The sequence below is a fragment of the Agromyces sp. NPDC057679 genome (genome assembly GCF_042799635.1).
GTDB lineage: Bacteria > Actinomycetota > Actinomycetes > Actinomycetales > Microbacteriaceae > Agromyces.
In genome coordinates this window covers 852816-870821 of the sequence record NZ_JBHVIK010000002.1, presented here as the reverse complement: position 1 = coordinate 870821, position 18006 = coordinate 852816, and the positions used below count along the sequence as shown (strand labels likewise).

Annotated in this window: 13 protein-coding genes; 6 read left to right on the top strand and 7 right to left on the bottom strand. The window is 72.1% G+C overall.

The window, feature by feature from the left end; genetic code table 11:
• Positions 1 to 103: 103 nt before the first annotated feature.
• Positions 104 to 1465: a DUF4082 domain-containing protein gene (locus ACFVAJ_RS10875; protein WP_376943975.1), complete on the top strand. Its 1362-nt coding sequence runs from the start codon at positions 104 to 106 to the stop codon at positions 1463 to 1465.
• Here ACFVAJ_RS10875 and ACFVAJ_RS10870 read toward each other — a convergent pair.
• Complete coding sequence (locus tag ACFVAJ_RS10870; RefSeq protein WP_376943973.1) at positions 1420 to 2430, bottom strand: glycosyltransferase; 1011 nt, start codon at positions 2428 to 2430, stop codon at positions 1420 to 1422. The two genes, ACFVAJ_RS10875 and ACFVAJ_RS10870, sit on opposite strands and share 46 nt — an antisense overlap.
• Before the next feature lie 80 nt (positions 2431 to 2510).
• On the opposite strand from ACFVAJ_RS10870, the gene ACFVAJ_RS10865 reads away from it, so the two are divergent.
• From ACFVAJ_RS10865 to ACFVAJ_RS10855, 3 genes are all read left to right on the top strand, one after another.
• On the top strand, positions 2511 to 3713 hold the full coding sequence (locus tag ACFVAJ_RS10865) for a GNAT family N-acetyltransferase (RefSeq protein WP_376943971.1): 1203 nt from the start codon (positions 2511 to 2513) through the stop codon (positions 3711 to 3713).
• 87 nt (positions 3714 to 3800) lie between these two features.
• Complete coding sequence (locus ACFVAJ_RS10860) at positions 3801 to 4655, top strand: glycosyltransferase (protein ID WP_376943969.1); 855 nt, start codon at positions 3801 to 3803, stop codon at positions 4653 to 4655.
• Positions 4652 to 5842, top strand: a complete 1191-nt coding sequence (locus tag ACFVAJ_RS10855; protein WP_376943967.1) for a glycosyltransferase — start codon at positions 4652 to 4654, stop codon at positions 5840 to 5842. Before ACFVAJ_RS10860 ends, ACFVAJ_RS10855 begins: the two co-directional genes overlap by 4 nt.
• Here the strand turns inward: ACFVAJ_RS10855 and ACFVAJ_RS10850 are convergent.
• Positions 5783 to 6475: a hypothetical protein gene (locus ACFVAJ_RS10850; RefSeq protein ID WP_376943965.1), complete on the bottom strand. Its 693-nt coding sequence runs from the start codon at positions 6473 to 6475 to the stop codon at positions 5783 to 5785. The genes ACFVAJ_RS10855 and ACFVAJ_RS10850 overlap by 60 nt on opposite strands.
• Before the next feature lie 84 nt (positions 6476 to 6559).
• Here ACFVAJ_RS10850 and ACFVAJ_RS10845 point away from each other — a divergent pair, with 84 nt between their 5' ends.
• Positions 6560 to 7657, top strand: a complete 1098-nt coding sequence (locus ACFVAJ_RS10845) for a hypothetical protein (RefSeq protein WP_376943963.1) — start codon at positions 6560 to 6562, stop codon at positions 7655 to 7657.
• A 128-nt stretch (positions 7658 to 7785) separates the two neighbouring features.
• Entirely contained in the window at positions 7786 to 9081 is a 1296-nt protein-coding gene (locus ACFVAJ_RS10840; RefSeq protein WP_376943961.1) for an O-antigen ligase family protein, read from the top strand.
• On the opposite strand, the gene ACFVAJ_RS10835 is transcribed toward ACFVAJ_RS10840, so the two are convergent.
• From ACFVAJ_RS10835 to ACFVAJ_RS10815, 5 genes are read right to left on the bottom strand one after another with little or no spacing between them, the layout of a single operon-like run.
• On the bottom strand, positions 8993 to 10483 hold the full coding sequence (locus tag ACFVAJ_RS10835; protein WP_376943959.1) for an oligosaccharide flippase family protein: 1491 nt from the start codon (positions 10481 to 10483) through the stop codon (positions 8993 to 8995). The genes ACFVAJ_RS10840 and ACFVAJ_RS10835 overlap by 89 nt on opposite strands.
• Entirely contained in the window at positions 10480 to 11715 is a 1236-nt protein-coding gene (locus tag ACFVAJ_RS10830; RefSeq protein WP_376943957.1) for a glycosyltransferase family 4 protein, read from the bottom strand. Before ACFVAJ_RS10830 ends, ACFVAJ_RS10835 begins: the two co-directional genes overlap by 4 nt.
• Positions 11715 to 16262 (bottom strand): DUF4082 domain-containing protein, encoded by a 4548-nt coding sequence (locus tag ACFVAJ_RS10825; RefSeq protein ID WP_376943955.1) that lies wholly within the window; start codon positions 16260 to 16262, stop codon positions 11715 to 11717. Before ACFVAJ_RS10825 ends, ACFVAJ_RS10830 begins: the two co-directional genes overlap by 1 nt.
• Positions 16259 to 16912, bottom strand: coding sequence for a NeuD/PglB/VioB family sugar acetyltransferase (locus tag ACFVAJ_RS10820; RefSeq protein WP_376943953.1), 654 nt, complete (start codon positions 16910 to 16912; stop codon positions 16259 to 16261). Before ACFVAJ_RS10820 ends, ACFVAJ_RS10825 begins: the two co-directional genes overlap by 4 nt.
• Positions 16909 to 17961 (bottom strand): Gfo/Idh/MocA family protein, encoded by a 1053-nt coding sequence (locus ACFVAJ_RS10815; protein ID WP_376943951.1) that lies wholly within the window; start codon positions 17959 to 17961, stop codon positions 16909 to 16911. The genes ACFVAJ_RS10820 and ACFVAJ_RS10815 overlap by 4 nt, the downstream gene beginning before the upstream one ends.
• Positions 17962 to 18006: the final 45 nt, after the last annotated feature.

Below are 18006 nucleotides of genomic sequence, written 5' to 3'. Positions count from 1 at the left end.
GCCCTGCGTTCGCCGACGCCGCCCCGCCCGCTTCCCCGGTGCCGCTGCGGCCCTCGCGCTCGTGGTCGCGCTCGGCATGGCAGGATCGCTCGGCTCGTGCACCATGGCCACCACGGAGTCCCTGTACGGGGACCGCGATCCGACGGGCACCACCGTCGCCGACGACCTCCAGCCCGTCGAGCTCGGCACCGCCTTCCGCGCGTCCCGCGACGGCCGTGTGCTCGGCGTGCGCTTCTGGAAGACCCCGGCGAACCGGGGCGAGCATGTCGGCAGTCTCTGGAGCTCCCTCGGCGAGCGGCTGGCGAGCGCGACGTTCGCGGAGGAGAGCGCGGAGGGCTGGCAGACCGTGAGGTTCGAGCGGGCCGTCGCGATCGCGGCGGGGCAGACCTACGTGGCGTCGTACCACGCGCCGAACGGCGCCTACGCGAGCACCACGGACGTCGACGAGCCGGCGAGCTCAGCATCCCTCTCCACCGTGGGCCCCGGCGCCGGCGGCGTCTACTCGTACGGCGAGCAGGGCACGTTCCCGACGCAGAGCTGGCAGTCGAGCAGCTACTGGGTCGATGTCGAGTTCCGTCCGGAGCCGGGTCCGGCGCCGCAGGACCCGGCCACCGCACCGCCGTCCGAGGAGCCCGCCGAGAGCCCCTCGCCCGGCGCTCCGACGATCTCGGGGCCGTTCGCCGGCGCGTCGAACACCGGCCCCGCGGCGGCCGGGTTCGCACCGACGGCGCCGTACACAGGCCCCATGACCGTCACCGAGGACGGCACCGTGATCACGAACTCGGTCATCCCGGCCGGGCTCCGGATCGAAGCCGACGACGTCACCGTGCAGGGCAACCTCATCACCGGCCCGACCGAGGTCGAATGGGATCAGGCCGCGATCCACGTGACGGGCGAGCGGGTTCGGATCGTCGACAACGAGATCCGCGGCGAGTCCGCGACGGACTGGCGGCTCACACCCGTCAGCGGGGTGAAGCTCGTCGGCGCCGACCCCGAGTTCAGCCGCAACGATCTCCACCTGATCGCAGGCGACGGCGTGAGCATCTACGGGGAGGGCGCCCAGGTCATCGGCAACTGGGTCCACGACTTCGTCGCGCGCGGTGACGGCGTGCACTACGACGGGCTCCACTACCCCGGCGATCGGCTCGAGCGCGCCGCGCGCGTCGCCGACAACACCGTCGAGATGTGGGTGCTCGAGGCCGGCACGAGCGGCATGACCGCGGCGCTCGGCCTGCCCGCCTACTCGCCGGAGCTCGTCGCCGAGCACAACGCCCTCGCGGGCGGCAACTACGCCCTCTACGGCGGCGGATACGGGACGCGCATCGCCGGCAACCTCTTCTGGACGAAGTTCTCGCCGGACGTCGGGTACTTCGGCACGCATGCCTACGTCGGCGAGGACGTGGAGTGGTCGGGCAACGCCTACTCGGATGACGGCGTCACGTCGGGCGCCCCGCTCGCGTACTGACCGCCCCGCGGTGGGCCGCCGTCGCCCTCGGGACCGTCTGGCGAATGGGCCGGATGCGACGGCGGGGTCGGCTCCTCGGCGATGCCCTGGACGCCGAAGAGCGCGCGCAGCGCGGCACGATGCGTCGGCCGGTGGACGCGCAGCGCGAGCCCGGCCGCGACCCCCGAGAAGAAGAGCGCCGAGGCGAGCATTCCATGCCGGGATCGGTACAGCTTCACGCGATTGATGCTCAACCTGGCATACAAGGCCGGCGACTGATGCGACTCGCCTTCCTCGTGCATGGCGAACGCGCGAGGCGCCAGCTCCAGTCGATAGCCGAGGTCACGGGCGCGGAGCGCGAAATCCGTCTCCTCCGAGTAGAAGAAGTACGACTCGTCCCACTCCCCGACGTTCGCCGAGCACTCGGCCGAGACGAGCATCGCGGCCCCGGTCGCCCAGTCCGCGACCGTCGGCGCCGAGTACGCGGAGGCATCCGTGACGACCTCGCCGAGCGACGGGAAGCGCCCGGCCCGTCCCCCGCCGAGCAGGGCCTCCCCCCAGGCGCGCCGGATCGTCGGCTCCCGACGCAGCGAATGGCGCACGGTCCCGTGCTCATCGGTGAGGACGGGGACGGTGATGCCCGCCTGCGACGAGCGCATCGCGGCCCAGAGCGCCTCGATCGTGTCGGGCCGGAACCGGATGTCGGGGTTCAGGACGAGGTAGGCGTCGCACTCCACCAGGTGCGCGATGCCTGCGTTCGCGCCGGCGGCATAGCCCCCGTCGCGCCCCAGCTGGACGACGCCGAAGGCCGGAGCCGCCTCCCGCACGAGCTCGAGCGTCGCGTCGCGCGAGTCGTTGTCGACGACGACGACCTCGATCGTGGCGCCCTCGACGCGCGATGCGGAGAGCGACTCGACGAGCCCCGGGATGTCGTCGACGCAATTCCACGTGACGACGACCACGCCGATCCGCGCATCGCGGGCCATCGGCCCTCCCTTCGCCGGGTGGCCGCGGACCGCGCGCACGACGCTCGCCGCGGAAGAGCACGGTCAGTATAGTCATCACCATGGCGCGGCCGACAGCCTCCCGTCCGCTGCTGTCGCCCGCCGACAGCGGCATCAGGGTGCGGGTCGCGTCGACGCCGGCCGAGGCCGAGGCGCTGCGCCCCGTCTGGGAGTCGCTGCGCGGCGACGCCCTCGACGCCGACCTCGACCACGTGCTCGCCGTCGCCGCCGGGCTGCCCCAGGCGATCGCGCCGCACATCGTCCTCGTCGAGCGCGACGGGGCCTCGCCGCTCATGGTCATGGCCCGCCTCGAGGACCACCGCTTCGTCGTCCGCGCCGGCTACCGGACGGTCGCCGACCTCGGCCTGCGCACCGTCGTCGTCTCGTTCGACGGCGTGCTCGGTGCACGTTCCGACGCCGACCGCCGCCTCGCCATCCGGGCGCTCCGGCGCGCCCTCGACGACCGCACGGCCGACGCCGTGCTGCTGCAGAAGGTCGACTGCGACGGCCCGATCGAGCAGGCGGCGCTGGCCGCAGCCACTCCGTTCACCCGCATCCACGGCATGGTGCGGACGACGCATCGGTTCGCGGAACTCCCGGACACGCTCGACGAGATGCTGCTGCGGCGGTCGGCCGGCGCACCGAAGGAGGCGCGCTTCAAGGATCGCCGGCTCCGTCGGCGGTATCCCGACGCGGTTCGACTCGAGCGGATCGACGACGCCGGCATCGAACGCATCTGGTCGGATGTGGAGACCGTCGCGGCCGCGTCGTACCAGCGGACGATCGGCGTCGGGGCGGAGCGCACGCCGCTCAGCGACGCGCTCGCGACCCTCGCGGTGGAACGCGGCTGGGCGCGCATCTGGATGCTCTACCTCGGCGACGCCCCCGTCGCATTCTGGTGGGGCACCCTCTACCGCGGGACGCTGTCGGTCGACGTCACCGCGTTCGATCGCGCCTACGCGAAGGATCGGGTGGGCACGTCGGTGATGTACGCGATGTTCGACGAGCTCTGCAGGGATCCGTCCGCACGGACGATCGACTTCGGCCACGGCGATGCGGAGTACAAGCGCGATTACGCCACGAGCAGCGTCGACCAGCGCGATGTCGTCCTGCTCGCGGCCCGTCCGAAGGCCCTCGCCGTCGGCGCCCTGCTCAGCCTGCTGCAGGGCGCGAGGACGCTCGCCTACGCACTGTTCGGGAGCACCTCCTGGGCGAGCCGGTTGCGGGACGCGGCCCGGAAGAAGGGCTCCGCATCGGGCGGATGACCCTCGTGCTGGGGCGTCTCCGGCACTGCCCCGCGCAGGAGCGCGAGAGTAGTCTGATTCCCACCGTTGCGGGGAGGAGCACCCCAGATGGTCCGGCAGGGAACCGCGTGCACGGTGGTGATCCCTGCCCACGACGAGGAGGTCGCCCTCCCCAGGCTGCTCCGCCCGCTCCTCGAGGACGCGCACCCGGGCGAGTTCCGGGTGCTCGTGGTCTGCAACGGATGCACCGACGGCACCGCCGAGGTCGCCGCGACGTTCGCCGGGGTCGAGGTGCTGAGCATCCCGACCGCATCGAAGTACGCCGCCATCGAGGAGGGAGGCGCGGCGACCGACGCCTTCCCGATCGTGTTCGTGGACGCCGACGTCGCGCTCGACACCGCGGGGCTCCGCGCGCTCGTCGCGACGCTCCGCGACGACGACGGCATCCTCGCGACGGCTCCCCGGCGGCGCCTCGAACGCGCCGGGGTCTCCATGCCCGCCAAGTGGTACTACGACGTCTGGGAGCGGCTGCCGCAGGTCCGGACGGGGTTGTTCGGCCGCGGTGTCATCGCGCTCTCGGAACCGGGCTGGACGCGGGTGTCCGCCCTGCCGCGGTACACGTCCGACGACGCCGCGTTCTCGGATGCGTTCCGCCCCGAGGAACGCACGATCACTCTCGGCGCGGAGTCCCGCGTCTGGCCCGCGCGGACGTGGACGTCGCTGCTGAAGCGCCGCATCCGCGCCGTCGGGGGGATGCGGGAGCTGCGAGCGGCGGGCCGCTCGCCGGCGTCCTCGGCGACGCATCCGCGCGACCTCGCCGCGATCGTCGTGCGCGAACCGCGGATGCTCCTGCGCATGCCGGTCTTCCTGCTCATGACCGTCGCGGCCCGCTCCGCGGAGCGCCGCGTGCGGCGAACCGGTCGGAGCGGATGGCTCCGAGACGAGACGAGCCGGGTCGCATGACGCACGTCGGAACCGACGACGGGCTCGAGCTCGAAGACCGGGAGGGGCTGGTCGTCCTCGCATCGGGCAACTCGTGGGACGACACCTGGCTCTCGGACAAGCACCTCGCCGTGCACCTGTCGACGACGATGCCCGTGCTGTTCGTCGACCCCGCCATGTCGATGCTCACCCCGCTGCGCAAGCCCGCCCTCCGCCGCGGCCGCGCGCCGCGCCTGCGCCGGATCGCCCCGGGGCTCGTCCGGCTCACGCCGGTCACGGTGCCGGGCATCACCCGGCCGGTCCTCCGCGAGATCGGCGAGTGGGTGACGCGGCGCGCGATCGCCCGGGCCGTCCGGCGGCTCGGCGGCGAACCGCGCGCACTGATCGTGGGCTCGCTCGACGATGTGTTCGACGCCTGCCCCAGCGCGGTCAAGATCCTGTACGGCACCGACGACTGGTCGGCGGGCGCCGACATCCTCGGCCTGTCGGCGGCCTCGCTCCGTCGGCGGGAGGCCCGGCAGCTCGGCAAGGCCGACCTCGCGGTCGCGGTCTCCGACGTCATCGCCGATCGCTGGGCGGCTCCCGGGCGGGCGATCGAGATCATCCCGAACGGCTGCGACACCGAGCGCTTCGCCGCAGTGGACACGGCGATCCCCGCCGCCGACGTGACGCTGCCCCCGCCGATCGCCGGATTCGTCGGGCACCTCTCCGAGCGGATCGATCTCACGATGCTCGAAGCCGTCGCCGACACGGGCGCATCGCTGCTGCTCGTCGGCCCACGACAGCTCACCTTCGACCTCGACCGGGTCGGGGCCCTGCTCGAACGCCCGAATGTGCAGTGGGTCGGCGCACAGCCGTTCGAATCGCTGCCCTCGTACCTGCGACTGATCTCGGTCGGGCTGACCCCGTACACCGACAGCGAGTTCAACCGTGCGAGTCATCCGCTCAAGACGCTCGAGTACCTCGCTGCCGGGCGCCCGGCCGTCGTGAGCGACCTTCCCTCGACGCGGAAGATCCCGCCCGGGCTGGTGGACATCGCGTCGAGCCCGGCGCAGTTCGCCGAGCTGACGCTCCGGGCGCTTCGTGCCGCGCCGGATCCCGCCGCCGCCGCCCGTCGGGCGGCGTACGCGCAGCGGCAGAGCTGGGCCTCACGTGCGGCGGACTTCGCCGCGCTCATCGAGGGCCGGTCCGGCGGTTCCGCGCGGTGATCGCGGGGATGCCCCGCCGCCGCCGCGCGGCCGGACGCCGGCGACCACGAGCATGGCGATGCCACCGACCAGGGCGATCGCGGCGACGGCCCGGATCTTGCTCCCCGACTCGCGTTCGAGCCGCGGCGTCGACGGATTGAGCGTCGTGACGATCCGCGCCCCGGAGGGGACACCCAGGTCGTCCTGCAGTTCGGTCGTCGTGGTGCGGACCGCGTCGACCCCCTCCTCGAGGCTCGCCATCGCCTCCTCCGGTGTCGAGCCGACGGCCTGCACCTCGAGCACCGGGTCGTCGAAGGCGTACTGCCACTGTCCGCCGCTGTTCGCCTGGCGCACGAGGAAGCCCTCGGTGCGTCCTTCTCCGAGCAGGGTGACCTCCGCGGAGACCGGCTCCGCCGCTCCCGACGATTCGATCGACCGCCCGACGACGCCGGCGAAGTCGATGAGCGACCCCGGCGGGTGCACCAGCACGTTCTCCTCGGTGGACGCCGGCGGGACGAAGACGACGCGCACGTTCGCGAAGTACGTCGGGGGCACGGACACCGCCCACCACACGGCGACAGCCGTCAGCAGCGCCACCGCGAGCAGGAGGTACCACCGGCGGCCGAGCCGCGCGAGGAGGTCCCAGACGGTCACCGGAACCCCCCGAACGGGACACTCCACCACGAGCGGGTGCGTAGCATAGACTCAACCTAACATCGTCGACAAATCGTGGAGGTGATGTTGGGAGCGGGGAACGTTCTGCGGACGGCCGGCCGACGTTGGTACATCCTGCTCGCCGGCCTCATCGCCACGGCCGGGCTCCTCACGCTCGTCCCCCGCTACGTGCCGGTCACCTACGACCTGACGGCGTCGGTGCTGCTGCTGCCGCCGGCGAACGCCGTGGCCCCGACGGGCGAGACGAAGCCCGTCCTGAATCCCTTCCTCGACTTGGGCGGGCTCGACATCGCCGCCGGGGTGCTCGCGAACTCGCTGACCGACACGCGCACCGTCGACCAGATCGCGCCCGAGGGCTCGGGGATCGAGTACACCGTCGAAGAGGACGCGAGCGTCTCGGGCTCGGTGCTCGAGTTCGCCGTGAACGCCCGCACCGAGGCGGAGGCGAGGGCCGCACTCGCCCAACTGCTGGAGCTCGGCGAGGCACGCCTGCTGCAGCTCCAGGACGAGGTCGCCGCGGCTCCGGCGTTCCAGCTCAGGCTGATGACCGTCACCGACAACACCGTCGCCGAGCCGAACTTCGGCAACATGGTGCGCGCGATGATCGTGGTCGGCGCCGCCGGGATCGTGCTCACGCTGCTGTTCGCCGTGTCGTTCGACGCCCTGCGACGGCGCCGCAAGGCGAAGGTCGCCCAACGGGCTGCGGCAGCCGTCGCCGACGACGCAGCGCCCCCGGCCGATGCGGAGCCGGCCTTCCCCGACGAGTCGTCGGACGACGACGAGACGCCCCCCTCGACGGAGCCGATCGAAGCACCCGAGACCAGCGAACCGGCCGAAGAACCCGAGACCAGCGAACCGGCTGAAGAACCTGAGACCACCGAACCGGCCGAGGAGCCCGAGACTCCGGAACCCGACGCAGAACCCGACACCGAAGAACCCCCGGAAGGACCCACGGAAGAACCCGAACCCGCAGAACCGACCGAAGAACCCGAACCCGCAGAACCGACCGAAGAACCCGAACCCGAACCCGAACCCGAAGCGCCCCGCGTTCCGGCTCCGACCGCGTCGGCGGACGCCGACCCGCCCGACGAGAGCTCTGCCGAGGAGGACGACGCCGTCCAGGACGATGCCGCCGAACCCGCTTCGACCCGCGGTCGGTGATCGCGGTGCGCGCCAGGGCCGCGGCGCGACGGGATCGTCGGCGTGCTTCCCCCCGCTTCCGTTCGGAGTCGGAGCCGTCCGGCGCGATCGACAGCGGATGGTTCATCGGCGCCTACATCCTCGCCGTGATGCTGATCCCCTCCAACCTCACGATCCCCGCCCTCGGCGCGGTCGGGCCGCCCGCCACCGTCCTCGGACTGATCGGCCTGGTGTGGTGGCTCGTCGCCCAGCTCAATCGCACCTCGGCGACGCTCGCGCCTGCGCAACCCGTCCGACGGGCGATGCTGTACTTCGCGGTCGCGGTGCTCGTGAGCTTCGTCGCTGCGACGACCCGTCCGATCGAGGCGATCGAGTTGAGCGCGGCGGATCGTGGGCTGATCCTCATCGCCTCGTTGTTCGGCATCATGCTGCTCGCGAGCGACGGGCTCATCGGCGTGCGGAGGATGGAGTCGCCCCTCCGGCTGCTCGTCTTCCTCGGCGGGGTCGTCGCCGTCGTCGGCATCCTGCAGTTCGCGACCGGGGCGCCCATCGTCGACTTGATCCAGATCCCGGGGCTGACCCCCAACACCGACCTCACGAGTATCTACGACCGCGACGGATTCAATCGCGCGGCGGGAACCTCGATCCATCCCCTCGAGTTCGGCGTGCTCCTCGCCATGATCCTCCCCCTCGCGCTGCACTTCGCGATCCTCGACACGCATCGCAGCCGGGTGCTGCGATGGTTCCCGGTGGCCGCGATCGCCCTCGCCATCCCGATCACGGTCTCCCGTTCCGCCGTGCTCGCCGTCGTGATCGCCCTCGCCGTGGTCCTGCCCACCTGGCCGCGCGGTCGCCGGAGGATCGCCTACGCGGTCATCGTCTCCCTGCTCGGCTTCGTCTACGTCGCGATCCCGGGGATGCTCGGCACCCTGACCCGGCTCTTCACCGGGATCGCCGCCGACGGCAGCGCGCGTTCCCGCACCGACAGCTACGTCCTGGCGTGGGAGTTCATCGAGCGGTCACCGCTCTTCGGTCGCGGCTTCGGCACATTCCTGCCCCGCTACCGGATCCTCGACAACCAGTACCTCGGCCTGCTGATCGAGATCGGCGTCATCGGCACGGTCGCGTTCATCGGCCTGCTCGTCGTGGCGATGTGGAGTGCCGTCAGCTGCCGACGCGCGAGCGTCGACCCGCGCACGCGCAGCCTGGCGCAATCCCTCCTCGCGCTCGCCGCCGCCGCCGCATGCGGCTACGCGACGTTCGACGCCTTCGCGTTCTCGCAGGTCACCTCGGTGCTCTTCCTCGCCCTCGGCGTGATCGGCGCCCTGTCGAACACGATGCGACGGGAGCGACTGCTCAGCGCGCCGATCGCGCCCTCCGGGAGCGCGGTGGCCGACGCCGCGCCTCGAGCGGCGGCCGGCCCGCGAAGGCCCGAGCGGTCCTGAGCAGCCAGGGGCCGACGATCGCCGCGTAGAGGAGCACGCCGACCACCCCGCCGACGGCGAGCAGCACGAACCCGTCCTCCAGCAGCGAGGTCAGCAGCAGGCCGCTGAGCAGTACCGCGACGGCACCGGCCGCCGGCAGCAGCAGGTCGCGCACGAGCGGCATGATCGGCACACCGGCTCGGCGCAGGGCGATGCCGACCCCGGGCACGACGACCGCGACCACGACGAGGGCATGAGCGACGGCGACGCCGCGGATCCCGAGGACTTCGGCGCCGAGCCACAGGGCCGGCACGAGCGCGACGAGCCAGACCGCGTGGAGCCACACCGTTCCGACCGTCCGACCGACGGCCGACAGGTAGTCGTAGGCCAGTTCGACGAGCATCCGCCCGAGGCTGAGCACCACGAGCGCAGGGATCGCCGCGGCCGCGGGCCGCCACCGCTCGCCGTAGAGGAAGACGACGATCGCCGGCGCATACGCTGCGAGCAGCGTGCACAGGAGCACGGCGACCCCCATGACCAGGCGCAGCGAGGTGCGGAAGGTCGCGCCGCCGTCGCCGCGGTCGCTCATGCGGGCGTAGCTCGCCGTCGTGATCCGTCGCACGATCGAGGAGACCAGCATCAGCGGCCAGGCGGCGAGGTTGAACGCCATGAAGTAGAAGCCGAGCTGCTCGGTGCCGAGCACCCGGCCGACGACCGCGAAATCGACGTTCACGAGCACGAGCAGCAGCAGGCTGGATCCCGCGAGCGGGAGCCCGAACCGCAGCACCTCGGCCGCGACCGCCCGGTCGAATCCGAGCCCGTGCCGCTCCGGGGTCCAGAGCAGGGCGAGCATCGAGGCGGTCGCGTTGCCGACGACCGCCCCCCACGCGAGGCTCCAGACGCCGAAGCCGGCGAGCGCGAGCCCGATCGTCACCGGCGTGCTCACGGCGAAGGCGATGAGGTCGATCCTGAGCCTCGCTCGCTGCGCGAACGCCCGGGTGAGCATCGCGTTCGGGACGGCCGCGATGCCGTCGAGGAGCACGGCGACGCTCATCAGCTGGACGACGCCGGTCGCCTCGGGCGCACCGAGCGCCTCGGCGAACGGGCCCGCCGCGAGGAGCGCCCCGACGAACAGGACGAGGCTGGAGGCCATGGCGAGGGTCGCCACCGTGGGGGCGATCCGGTCGACGTTGCCCGGGTGGCGCACCAGCGCGACGCTGACCCCGAGCTCGTTCGCGCTCAGCAGCACGTTGAGCGCCACCAGTGCGACGGCGTACACGCCGAACGCGTCGGGCGCGATGATCCGGGCCAGCACGATGCCGGTCAGGAACGAACCGAGGCGGGCGGTCGCGGTGTTGACGAGGCTCCAGGCGAGACCGCGGCCGATCGCCGATTCCAGTTCGCCTTCCGCCGGGTCGGTCATGGCGCCACCTCGCGCGCCGTGCGGATCGCAGGGCGCGCGTTGAAGTCGTCGCGGGCGACGCCGGCGCCGAACCGGCGACGGACCTTGCGATCGAGGTCGTACGCCGTGACGGCGAGATACGGCCGGAGCAGCCTCCAGCGTGCGATCTCCGGGCCTCTGACGATGGCGTCGACATAGAGCTCCTCGACGCGATCCGCGGCCGCATCGAGGCTGTAGTGGCGCTCCACCACCGACCGCGAGAACTCGCCGAGCTCCCGGCGGGTGGCGGCCGAGGCGAGCAGCGGGTCCAGTTCCCCGAGCAGCGCGGCGACCCCGTCGTCGCCCTCGCCCCGGCCGTACCATCCGTCGACCAGGAATCCGTCGACGCTCTCCGGCGTCAGCGTGCGCCAGAATCCGAGCTCGCCCTGGACGACCACCGGCTTGGCGAAGGCCATCCCGCGCAGCGCGGAGCCCCCCATCCCGAGCACGACGTCCGCGGCGGCATAGACCTGGCGAGGGTCGGGCACGCTGCCGAGCAGGACGACGGCGCGCCGGCCGAGGCGGTCGTTCTGCGCGGCGGCCGCGGCGGCCACCTCCTCCGATTCGGGCCCGTCGCCGGCGACGACGAGCCGGACGGGTCGCTCGCGGCCGAGCACGCCGACCGCGGCGATCGCGCTCAGGATGCCCTCCAGCTTCAGTTCCCTGACGAGGCGGGCCACGATGACGAGGACCAGCTCGCCGTCGGGGATCGACAGGCTCGCGCGAGCCTCACGGACATCGCGGGGACGGTCGTGTGCGGTGTCGATGGGCGGCTCGAGCAGGTGCAGTCTGCGGCGCGCACCCGACTCGGTCTCGAGGAGGTGCCGCGTCCCGACCGTGAGCGGCAGGCGATCGGGAATGAACGGGGCGACCGACATCGACATGACGGTCCCGACGACCGGGATGCGCCGGCGTGCGTACGGCCCGTACACGGCCTCGGTGATCGGCGGCCATTCGAAGGCGTGCACGAGGTCGGCGAACGAATGGTCGACGAGCTCGCACAGGGCGTCCATGACGGCGTACGACGGTCGCATCCGCGGCCGCGGCGCTTCGACGAACGGGATGCCCCGGGCCTCGAGTACCTCGACGAGTTCACCGTCCGGGCCGAACACCGTCACGTCGTGACCGCGTCGCGCGAACGCGGTCGCGAGGTCGATCGCGTTCCGCTGGCTTCCCCCGAGCTCGAGCGAATGCGGGCAGATCACGATGCGCATCAATCGGGCCTGAACCTCACGTCGATCCAGTACTTGTGCGCGGTGAGGTTGTTCGGGAACACGGTGCTGCTGTAGATGTACGCGCCGCCGTTGGCGATCGTCGAGAGCACTCCGTTCTGCACGGCGGCGGAGAGCGCGCTGCCGGTGTAGGCGTATCTCGTGCCCGAGACGTAGCTCGCGCGGTACTCGGCACCGACGGTCAGCCTCACCGGGGTCGCGAACGAGACCTCCTGCCACCCGGTTGTCGACGAGGCCGGGAACGTCGCGGTGGCGAGCGAGGCGCCCGTCGCGCTCCACAGCCGGCCGACGTGCTGCGCGGTGTCGGTGGGGCCGCGGTAGTACCGCAGGCCGGTCACGACGCCCGCGGCGCTCGTGCGGAAGCGCACGGCCCGGGTCGCGGCCCGGAGGTCGAGCCGGCTCGCCTGCGCCGGCACGGCGGAGGTCGCGAAGAGCGTGACCGTCGGGAGGGGCGTCGGCGTCGGCGTGGGAGTCGGCGTCGGCGTCGGCGTCGGAGTGGGCGTCGGCGTCGGTGTGGGAGTCGGCGTCGGCGTCGGCGTGGGAGTCGGCGTCGGTGTCGGCGTCGGGGGTGGCGTCGGCCCGGGCCCGGCCGTCGGCGAGAAGACGACATCGACGAAGTAGTTCGTCGAACGCCACGAGTTCACCGGGAGTCCCGGCGTCGCACCGTACAGGTAGCGTCCGTTGTCACCCCCGAGCGCAGTCAGCGGCCCGACCGTCAGCGGATCGGTGAAGGCCCCGCTCGTGTACGCGTAGTGGCCGTTCGGCGCGTGGTACGAGACCAGGTAGTCCTGACCGGCGCTGAGCAGCACCGGCGTCGCCAGTGTCGCGGTCTGCCAGCCGGATGCCGACTCGTTCTCGAACGTCACCTGGCCGAGCGCCGTGCCCGCGGCCGACCACAACGTGCCCGTGTGCGTGCCGGTGTTGCCGGTGCCCTTGAAGAACCGGATCGCGGTGACCGCACCGTCGACGCTCGGCCGGAAGGCCATCCCGAGCGAGACCGCCGCGGAGTCGTCCGACGCGGTCACCGCGGGTGTCCGGTCGCCGAGCAGTGTCGTGCTCGTGGCGCCGGGGCCGCCGGTCGAGAACGTCCAGGTCTGCGTCGGCAGCTTGACGCCCTGCGACGTCGTCGCATTCGTGAGCGACGCCTCGAAGGTGGCGCCGCCGGCGAGCGGGGCCGCCGGCGTGAAGATGACCGTCTTGCCGTCGGCCGAGAGCGTGGTGGCCCCCGGCACGGCGGTGCCGGCTCGCCGCACCGTGAGCGCGTAGCCGGCGACGATCGCGGTGGTCACCGTCGCCGAGACCGTGGTGTCGACCGCGACGCTCATCGCGCCGTTGACCGGACTGGTCGAGACCAGCGAGATGGGCTCCGGTCCGCGTTCGAAGATCACGTCGACGAGATAGCTCGACGTGGAGGTCGACGCCGGGAAGCCGCTGCCGTAGGTGTATGCGCCCGCGTTGTTCCCCGCGGTGAGCGGGGTCCGGGTCACCCCCGCGCCGGTGAAGACGCCGGACGTGACCGGATAGATCCCCACCGTGTTGCGGTACGACACCAGGTACTCGGTGCCCGCGGTGATCTCGATCGGCGACGAGAAGCTCGCGCTCTGCCAGCCGGCCGACGACTCCGGCCCGAAGGTGACCGTCGCGAGCTGGGTGCCGGTGCCCGACCACAGCGTGCCGACGTGCACGCCGGTGTTGTTCACGCTCTTGTAGAAGCGCATCCCGGTCACGGTGCCGTCGACCGCGCTCGTGAACCGCATGCCGAGCGAGAGCGCCACCGCGTCGTTCACCTCGAGCACGGCCGGCGTCGTGGCGTCGGTGAAGACCCCGCACGGGCAGGTGCCGACGGGAGGTGCCGGTTTCACGGTGACGAAGCTCCACGAGCCGCCGGAGCTCAGCGTGCTCCCGGTCGTATCGGTCGCGCTGAGGGTCGCCGTGTACGTCGTGTTGCCGTTGAGCGGTGCCGCGGGCGTGAAGGTGACCGTGCGGGTGGTGGCCGCGTAGCCCGTGGTGCCGGCGATCGCCGTGCCGTTCTGGTCGACGACCCGGAGGTCGATCGAGGCGGGCTGCACCGGCTTGGAGAACATGGCGGAGATCGCCGTGTCCGTCGGCACGCTCGACGACGAGGGCAGCGGCGAATGGGATCGAGCAGTGAGCGGCGAGCCGTCGGTCGTCGTGTAGACGGCGTCGACGAAGTAGTTGCCGCCGCGGTAGCTCGACGACGGGAAGGCGCCGGCATTGCCGTACACGCCGGCCGATGCGGCGCCGAAGCCGCCGGCGACCAGGAGCGGCCCGGCGTTCTCGCCGCGATACGCAAACGCGTACTGGGTCACCGCGTAGCGCCCTCTCGGCGCTGTGTAGGAGACGACGTAGCTCTGCCCCGACAGCACCTCGACGGAGGTCGAGAACGTCGCCGTCTGCCAGCCCGAGGCGCTCTCCGAGGAGAAGGTCACGGTCGCGAGACGGGTGCCGCTGCTGCTCCAGAGCGACCCGACGTGGGTGCCCGTGTTCGCCGTGCTCTTGTAGAAGCGGACACCGGAGACGTACCCGTCCTGCGAGGGCGTGAACCGGAGTCCGAGCTCGACGCCAGAGGTGTCGCCCGAGTCCGGCACGGGCGGCACGGTGGCGCCGAACACCGAGTACGGCCCGCCCACGGTGATCGAGCGCGACGCCGGAGCCGAGGGGTTGGCGCTGTCGTCGATCGCTCGCGCGAGGATCGACTGCGCCCCCGCGCCCTTCTGGACGTAGGAGTACGACCACGAGGTGGTGCCGTTCGCCGCCCGCCAGGACGCGCCGCCGTCGGTCGAGACCTCGACGCCCGCGACGATGCCGCCGCCGGCGTCGGACGCGGTGCCGGAGACCGTCACCGCGGTGCCGTGCGCGATCGCGCCCGACGCCGGAGCGGTGATCGTCGCGGTCGGGGCGGTCTGGTCGGTGCTGGCCGCGGTCGCGACCAGCCCGCTCGCCAGCGACCCCGGACTCGCGCCCATGTCGGCGAGCAGGTTCACCTGCGCCTGCCGCATCCGCGGATCGGCCGCCGCGCCCTCGCCGTCGTGGGTGGCGTCGAGACCCCAGGTCCACTGCACCGTGCCCGCGCCGAACACGAGCGCGCCGCTCGCCGCCCGGTAGAGGGTCACGTTGTGCGTCGTGGTGCCCTCGGCGACGTCGTTGCCGAAGTCCTGCAGGTACTGCGGGGTCGGGCCGACCGTGGTCGAGAGCCGGATGAGGCCCGGCGGGCGGAACCCGTTGTCGACGTCCTCATCGGACTCGTAGCCGATGGTGTGGGCGGCGAGGGTCGCCGTCGTCCCGGTCGCCAGCGACGCCAGGCTCGTGCTGCGCCACAGTCGCGCCTTCCCCTCGGCCGCGGAGACCTTGATCGGCAGGTCGGTGAAGTTCGACTGGTACGCGGTCCCCGTCAGGGCGTTCTCCGGAAGGCCGCCGCCGGCGGCGTTCCCGGCGAACCTCGGGTCGCGCCAGGTTCCGGTCCATTCCGGAGCGGGATCGATCTTCTCGTTCGACCAGGTCTCCTTGTAGGAGACGAGCGTCCGGTAGGGCGTCGAACCTCCGACGGTGGACGGCTCGTAGCGGGTGCGCCAGTACCCCTCGTTCCCCGAGAGGAACTGCAGGTTGACGCCCGCGTCCCTCGCGGCCGTGATGTTCGCGCGCTGGGCGCCCGACCAGTACTCGTCGTGTCCGACCGAGAGGAACACCTTGTGGTTCAGCAGCTCGCCGCCTCGCCGGTCCGTGTCGATCCCGCTGATGTAGGCGGTGTCGTAGCCGTTCTGCTCGAGGAACCGCACCATCGGGTACTCGTTCGCGAAGAAGAAGTCCCGGCCGCGTTGGGCGTCCCGGGTGACGATCGGACGGTTGTAGCTGATCTTGTACGCGCGCCCGTTCGCGGCGCCCTGGTAGAAGTCCGAGCCGCCGTAGGTGTTGTAGGCCTGCCACGTCGGATCGGAGGTCTGGAAGAGCACGGGGGCGCGGCTCCCGTCCTTGCGGACGATGAAGGTGATGTGGCTGGAGTCCTGGTTGTCGGGCCGCTCGAGCAGCGCGATGTACACGCCCGAGACCGCATCCGCCGGCACCGCCCATGAAGCCGAGAGGCCCCAGTTGCCGCAGTCGTAGAGCTCGGTGGCCGGGTCGGTCACGCACGCGGGCTGGCGCTGCGGCAGTGTCGCCGACGGCGTGACATCCGCGATCTTTCTGGCGCCGTCGCCCTGGTAGTACCCGATCCGGAAGATCTGGATCGTGTAGCTGCTCGCCGAGGTGTCGATCTTGAACCCGATCGTGCCGCCGACGTTGACGCTGATGTCCGTGGGGAATCCCTGGATGCCGCTGTCGCCGGCGCCGTCGATGTCCCAGACCGACGGGTCGGTTCCGGGCAGCGCGTTCTCGCAGACGATCGGGTTCGGCGCCGTGCCGCAGCCGGCCGCCGCGTTCGCGGCGGTGGGGGCGACGACGAGGGATGCCGCGATGAGGACTCCGGCGGCGAGCGCCGCCGTCAGGCTCCTGGGGGAATGGGGACTGCTCACGATCCCGACCTCGCGATCTTCGGGTCATTGCGGGTGAGTGGACGGGCCGGGACTCCGGCCCAGGTCTGCGCGGGGGGCACGTCCGCGAGCACGACCGCGCCCATGCCGATGACGGCGTCCCGTCCGATGACGACGCCGGGGGCGATGGCGGCGTTCATGCCGAGGAAGGCGGCCTCGCCGAGCCGCACGCCGCCCCCGAGGGCCACGCCGGCGGCGAGCGTCGCGAAGTCGCCGACGACGTTGTCGTGGGTCACCACCGCGTTCGGCATCGCGACGACGTGATCGCCGACGACCGCGTCGGCGGTGACGACGACGCCGGCGAGGAGGACGGCGCCCACCCCGATCCGACTGCCCGCGCCGATCACGGCGTGGTCGGCGACGTGGGCTGCGTAGCGATCCGCGCCGATGCCGAGCAGGGCGAGCCGGCGCACGATCGTGCGCCGGAACGTGCCTGCGCCGACGCACACGAGGAGCCGCTCGGCGCGGTCGGCGGCGAGTTCGACGCCGCCGAGCACGGGGAGCCCCGCGATCGTCCGGCCGTGGGTCGCCGGGTCGTCGTCGAGGATGCCGATGTAGCGGTTCGCGCCCTGCACGGAGGCGACGACCTCGCGTGCGAGCCCGCTCGCCCCGATGAGCACGACCTCGTTCATGACACCGGCTCCGGGATGCGGACGGCGACGGGCGCTCCCCCGCCGGCGGCGCTCGCGGTCGCGGCCTCGAGCACGCGCAGCACCCGCACGCCGGCAGCGCCGTCGGTGCGGGCGGCGCGGCCCTCGCGGATGCTCGCGGCGAACTCGCCGACCATGACGGCGATCGCCTCGCGCTCCGGAAGTGCGGGAGACCAGGTGTCGCCGAGCCGGTACGACACGGTCGCCGCGGCCCGCTCCGCCCCGTCGAGCGTCTGGAGCTCCAGGTCCACGCCGCGGTCGTAGACGCTGAGCCGCTGCTGCGGGTTGAGGTCGTCCCAGACGAGTGTGCGACGCGTTCCGCCGATGATCATCTGCCGGACCTTCGTGGGGCTCAGCCAGTTGACGTGGACGTGCGCGACCGCACCGCCGCCGAGCGGGAGCGTGAGGTATCCGAGGCAGGCCCGACCCGCTCCCAGCGGGTCGGCGCCGATCGCGGAGACCGACTCGGGCCGGAGCCCGTCGGGCAGGACGAAGTCGAGGACCGAGAGGTCGTGGGGGGCGAGATCCCAGAAGACGTCGACGTCGGGCTGGATGAGACCGAGGTTGATGCGGACGGAGTCGAGGAACAGGATGTCGCCGAGCGCCCCCTCGGCGATGAGCTCGCGGATCTTGAGCACGGCCGGGGTGTAGCAGTACGTGTGGTCGGCCATGAGCACCAGGCGGTTGGCGGTCGCCGCCTCGATCATGGATTCCGCGTGGGCTCCGCTGTCCGCCAGCGGCTTCTCGACGAGCACGTGCTTGCCCGCGTCGAGCGCAGCGCACGCGAGGGGCGCGTGCGTGCGTGCTGGAGTCGCGATCGCGACGGCGTCGATGCGCGGGTCGGCCAGCACCGCCGCGACGTCCGTCTCCGGTCGCGCTCCGCCGAATCGGGCGGCGAGCGCCGCCGCCCGATCGGGATCCAGGTCGCAGATCACGTCGAGACGCCAGTCGGCGCTCGCGTGGAGGTTCCGCGCGAGGTTCGGTCCCCAGTACCCTGCGCCGATGACGGCGATGCCCAGCGAGTCGGTCACGGGCCCCAACCCTTCAGTGAGAATTGCTCAGTTCGAACATGGCAC

Bases quoted from the DNA above. Each gene is read 5' to 3' on its own strand.
- ACFVAJ_RS10865 (WP_376943971.1), top strand. From the start codon at position 2,511: ATGGCGCGGCCGACAGCCTCCCGTCCGCTGCTGTCGCCCGCCGACAGC.
- ACFVAJ_RS10830 (WP_376943957.1), bottom strand. From the start codon at position 11,715: ATGCGCATCGTGATCTGCCCGCATTCGCTCGAGCTCGGGGGAAGCCAG.
- ACFVAJ_RS10820 (WP_376943953.1), bottom strand. From the start codon at position 16,912: ATGAACGAGGTCGTGCTCATCGGGGCGAGCGGGCTCGCACGCGAGGTC.
- ACFVAJ_RS10870 (WP_376943973.1), bottom strand. From the start codon at position 2,430: ATGGCCCGCGATGCGCGGATCGGCGTGGTCGTCGTCACGTGGAATTGC.
- ACFVAJ_RS10840 (WP_376943961.1), top strand. From the start codon at position 7,786: ATGCTGATCCCCTCCAACCTCACGATCCCCGCCCTCGGCGCGGTCGGG.
- ACFVAJ_RS10835 (WP_376943959.1), bottom strand. From the start codon at position 10,483: ATGACCGACCCGGCGGAAGGCGAACTGGAATCGGCGATCGGCCGCGGT.
- ACFVAJ_RS10855 (WP_376943967.1), top strand. From the start codon at position 4,652: ATGACGCACGTCGGAACCGACGACGGGCTCGAGCTCGAAGACCGGGAG.
- ACFVAJ_RS10860 (WP_376943969.1), top strand. From the start codon at position 3,801: ATGGTCCGGCAGGGAACCGCGTGCACGGTGGTGATCCCTGCCCACGAC.
- ACFVAJ_RS10875 (WP_376943975.1), top strand. From the start codon at position 104: ATGGCCACCACGGAGTCCCTGTACGGGGACCGCGATCCGACGGGCACC.
- ACFVAJ_RS10845 (WP_376943963.1), top strand. From the start codon at position 6,560: ATGTTGGGAGCGGGGAACGTTCTGCGGACGGCCGGCCGACGTTGGTAC.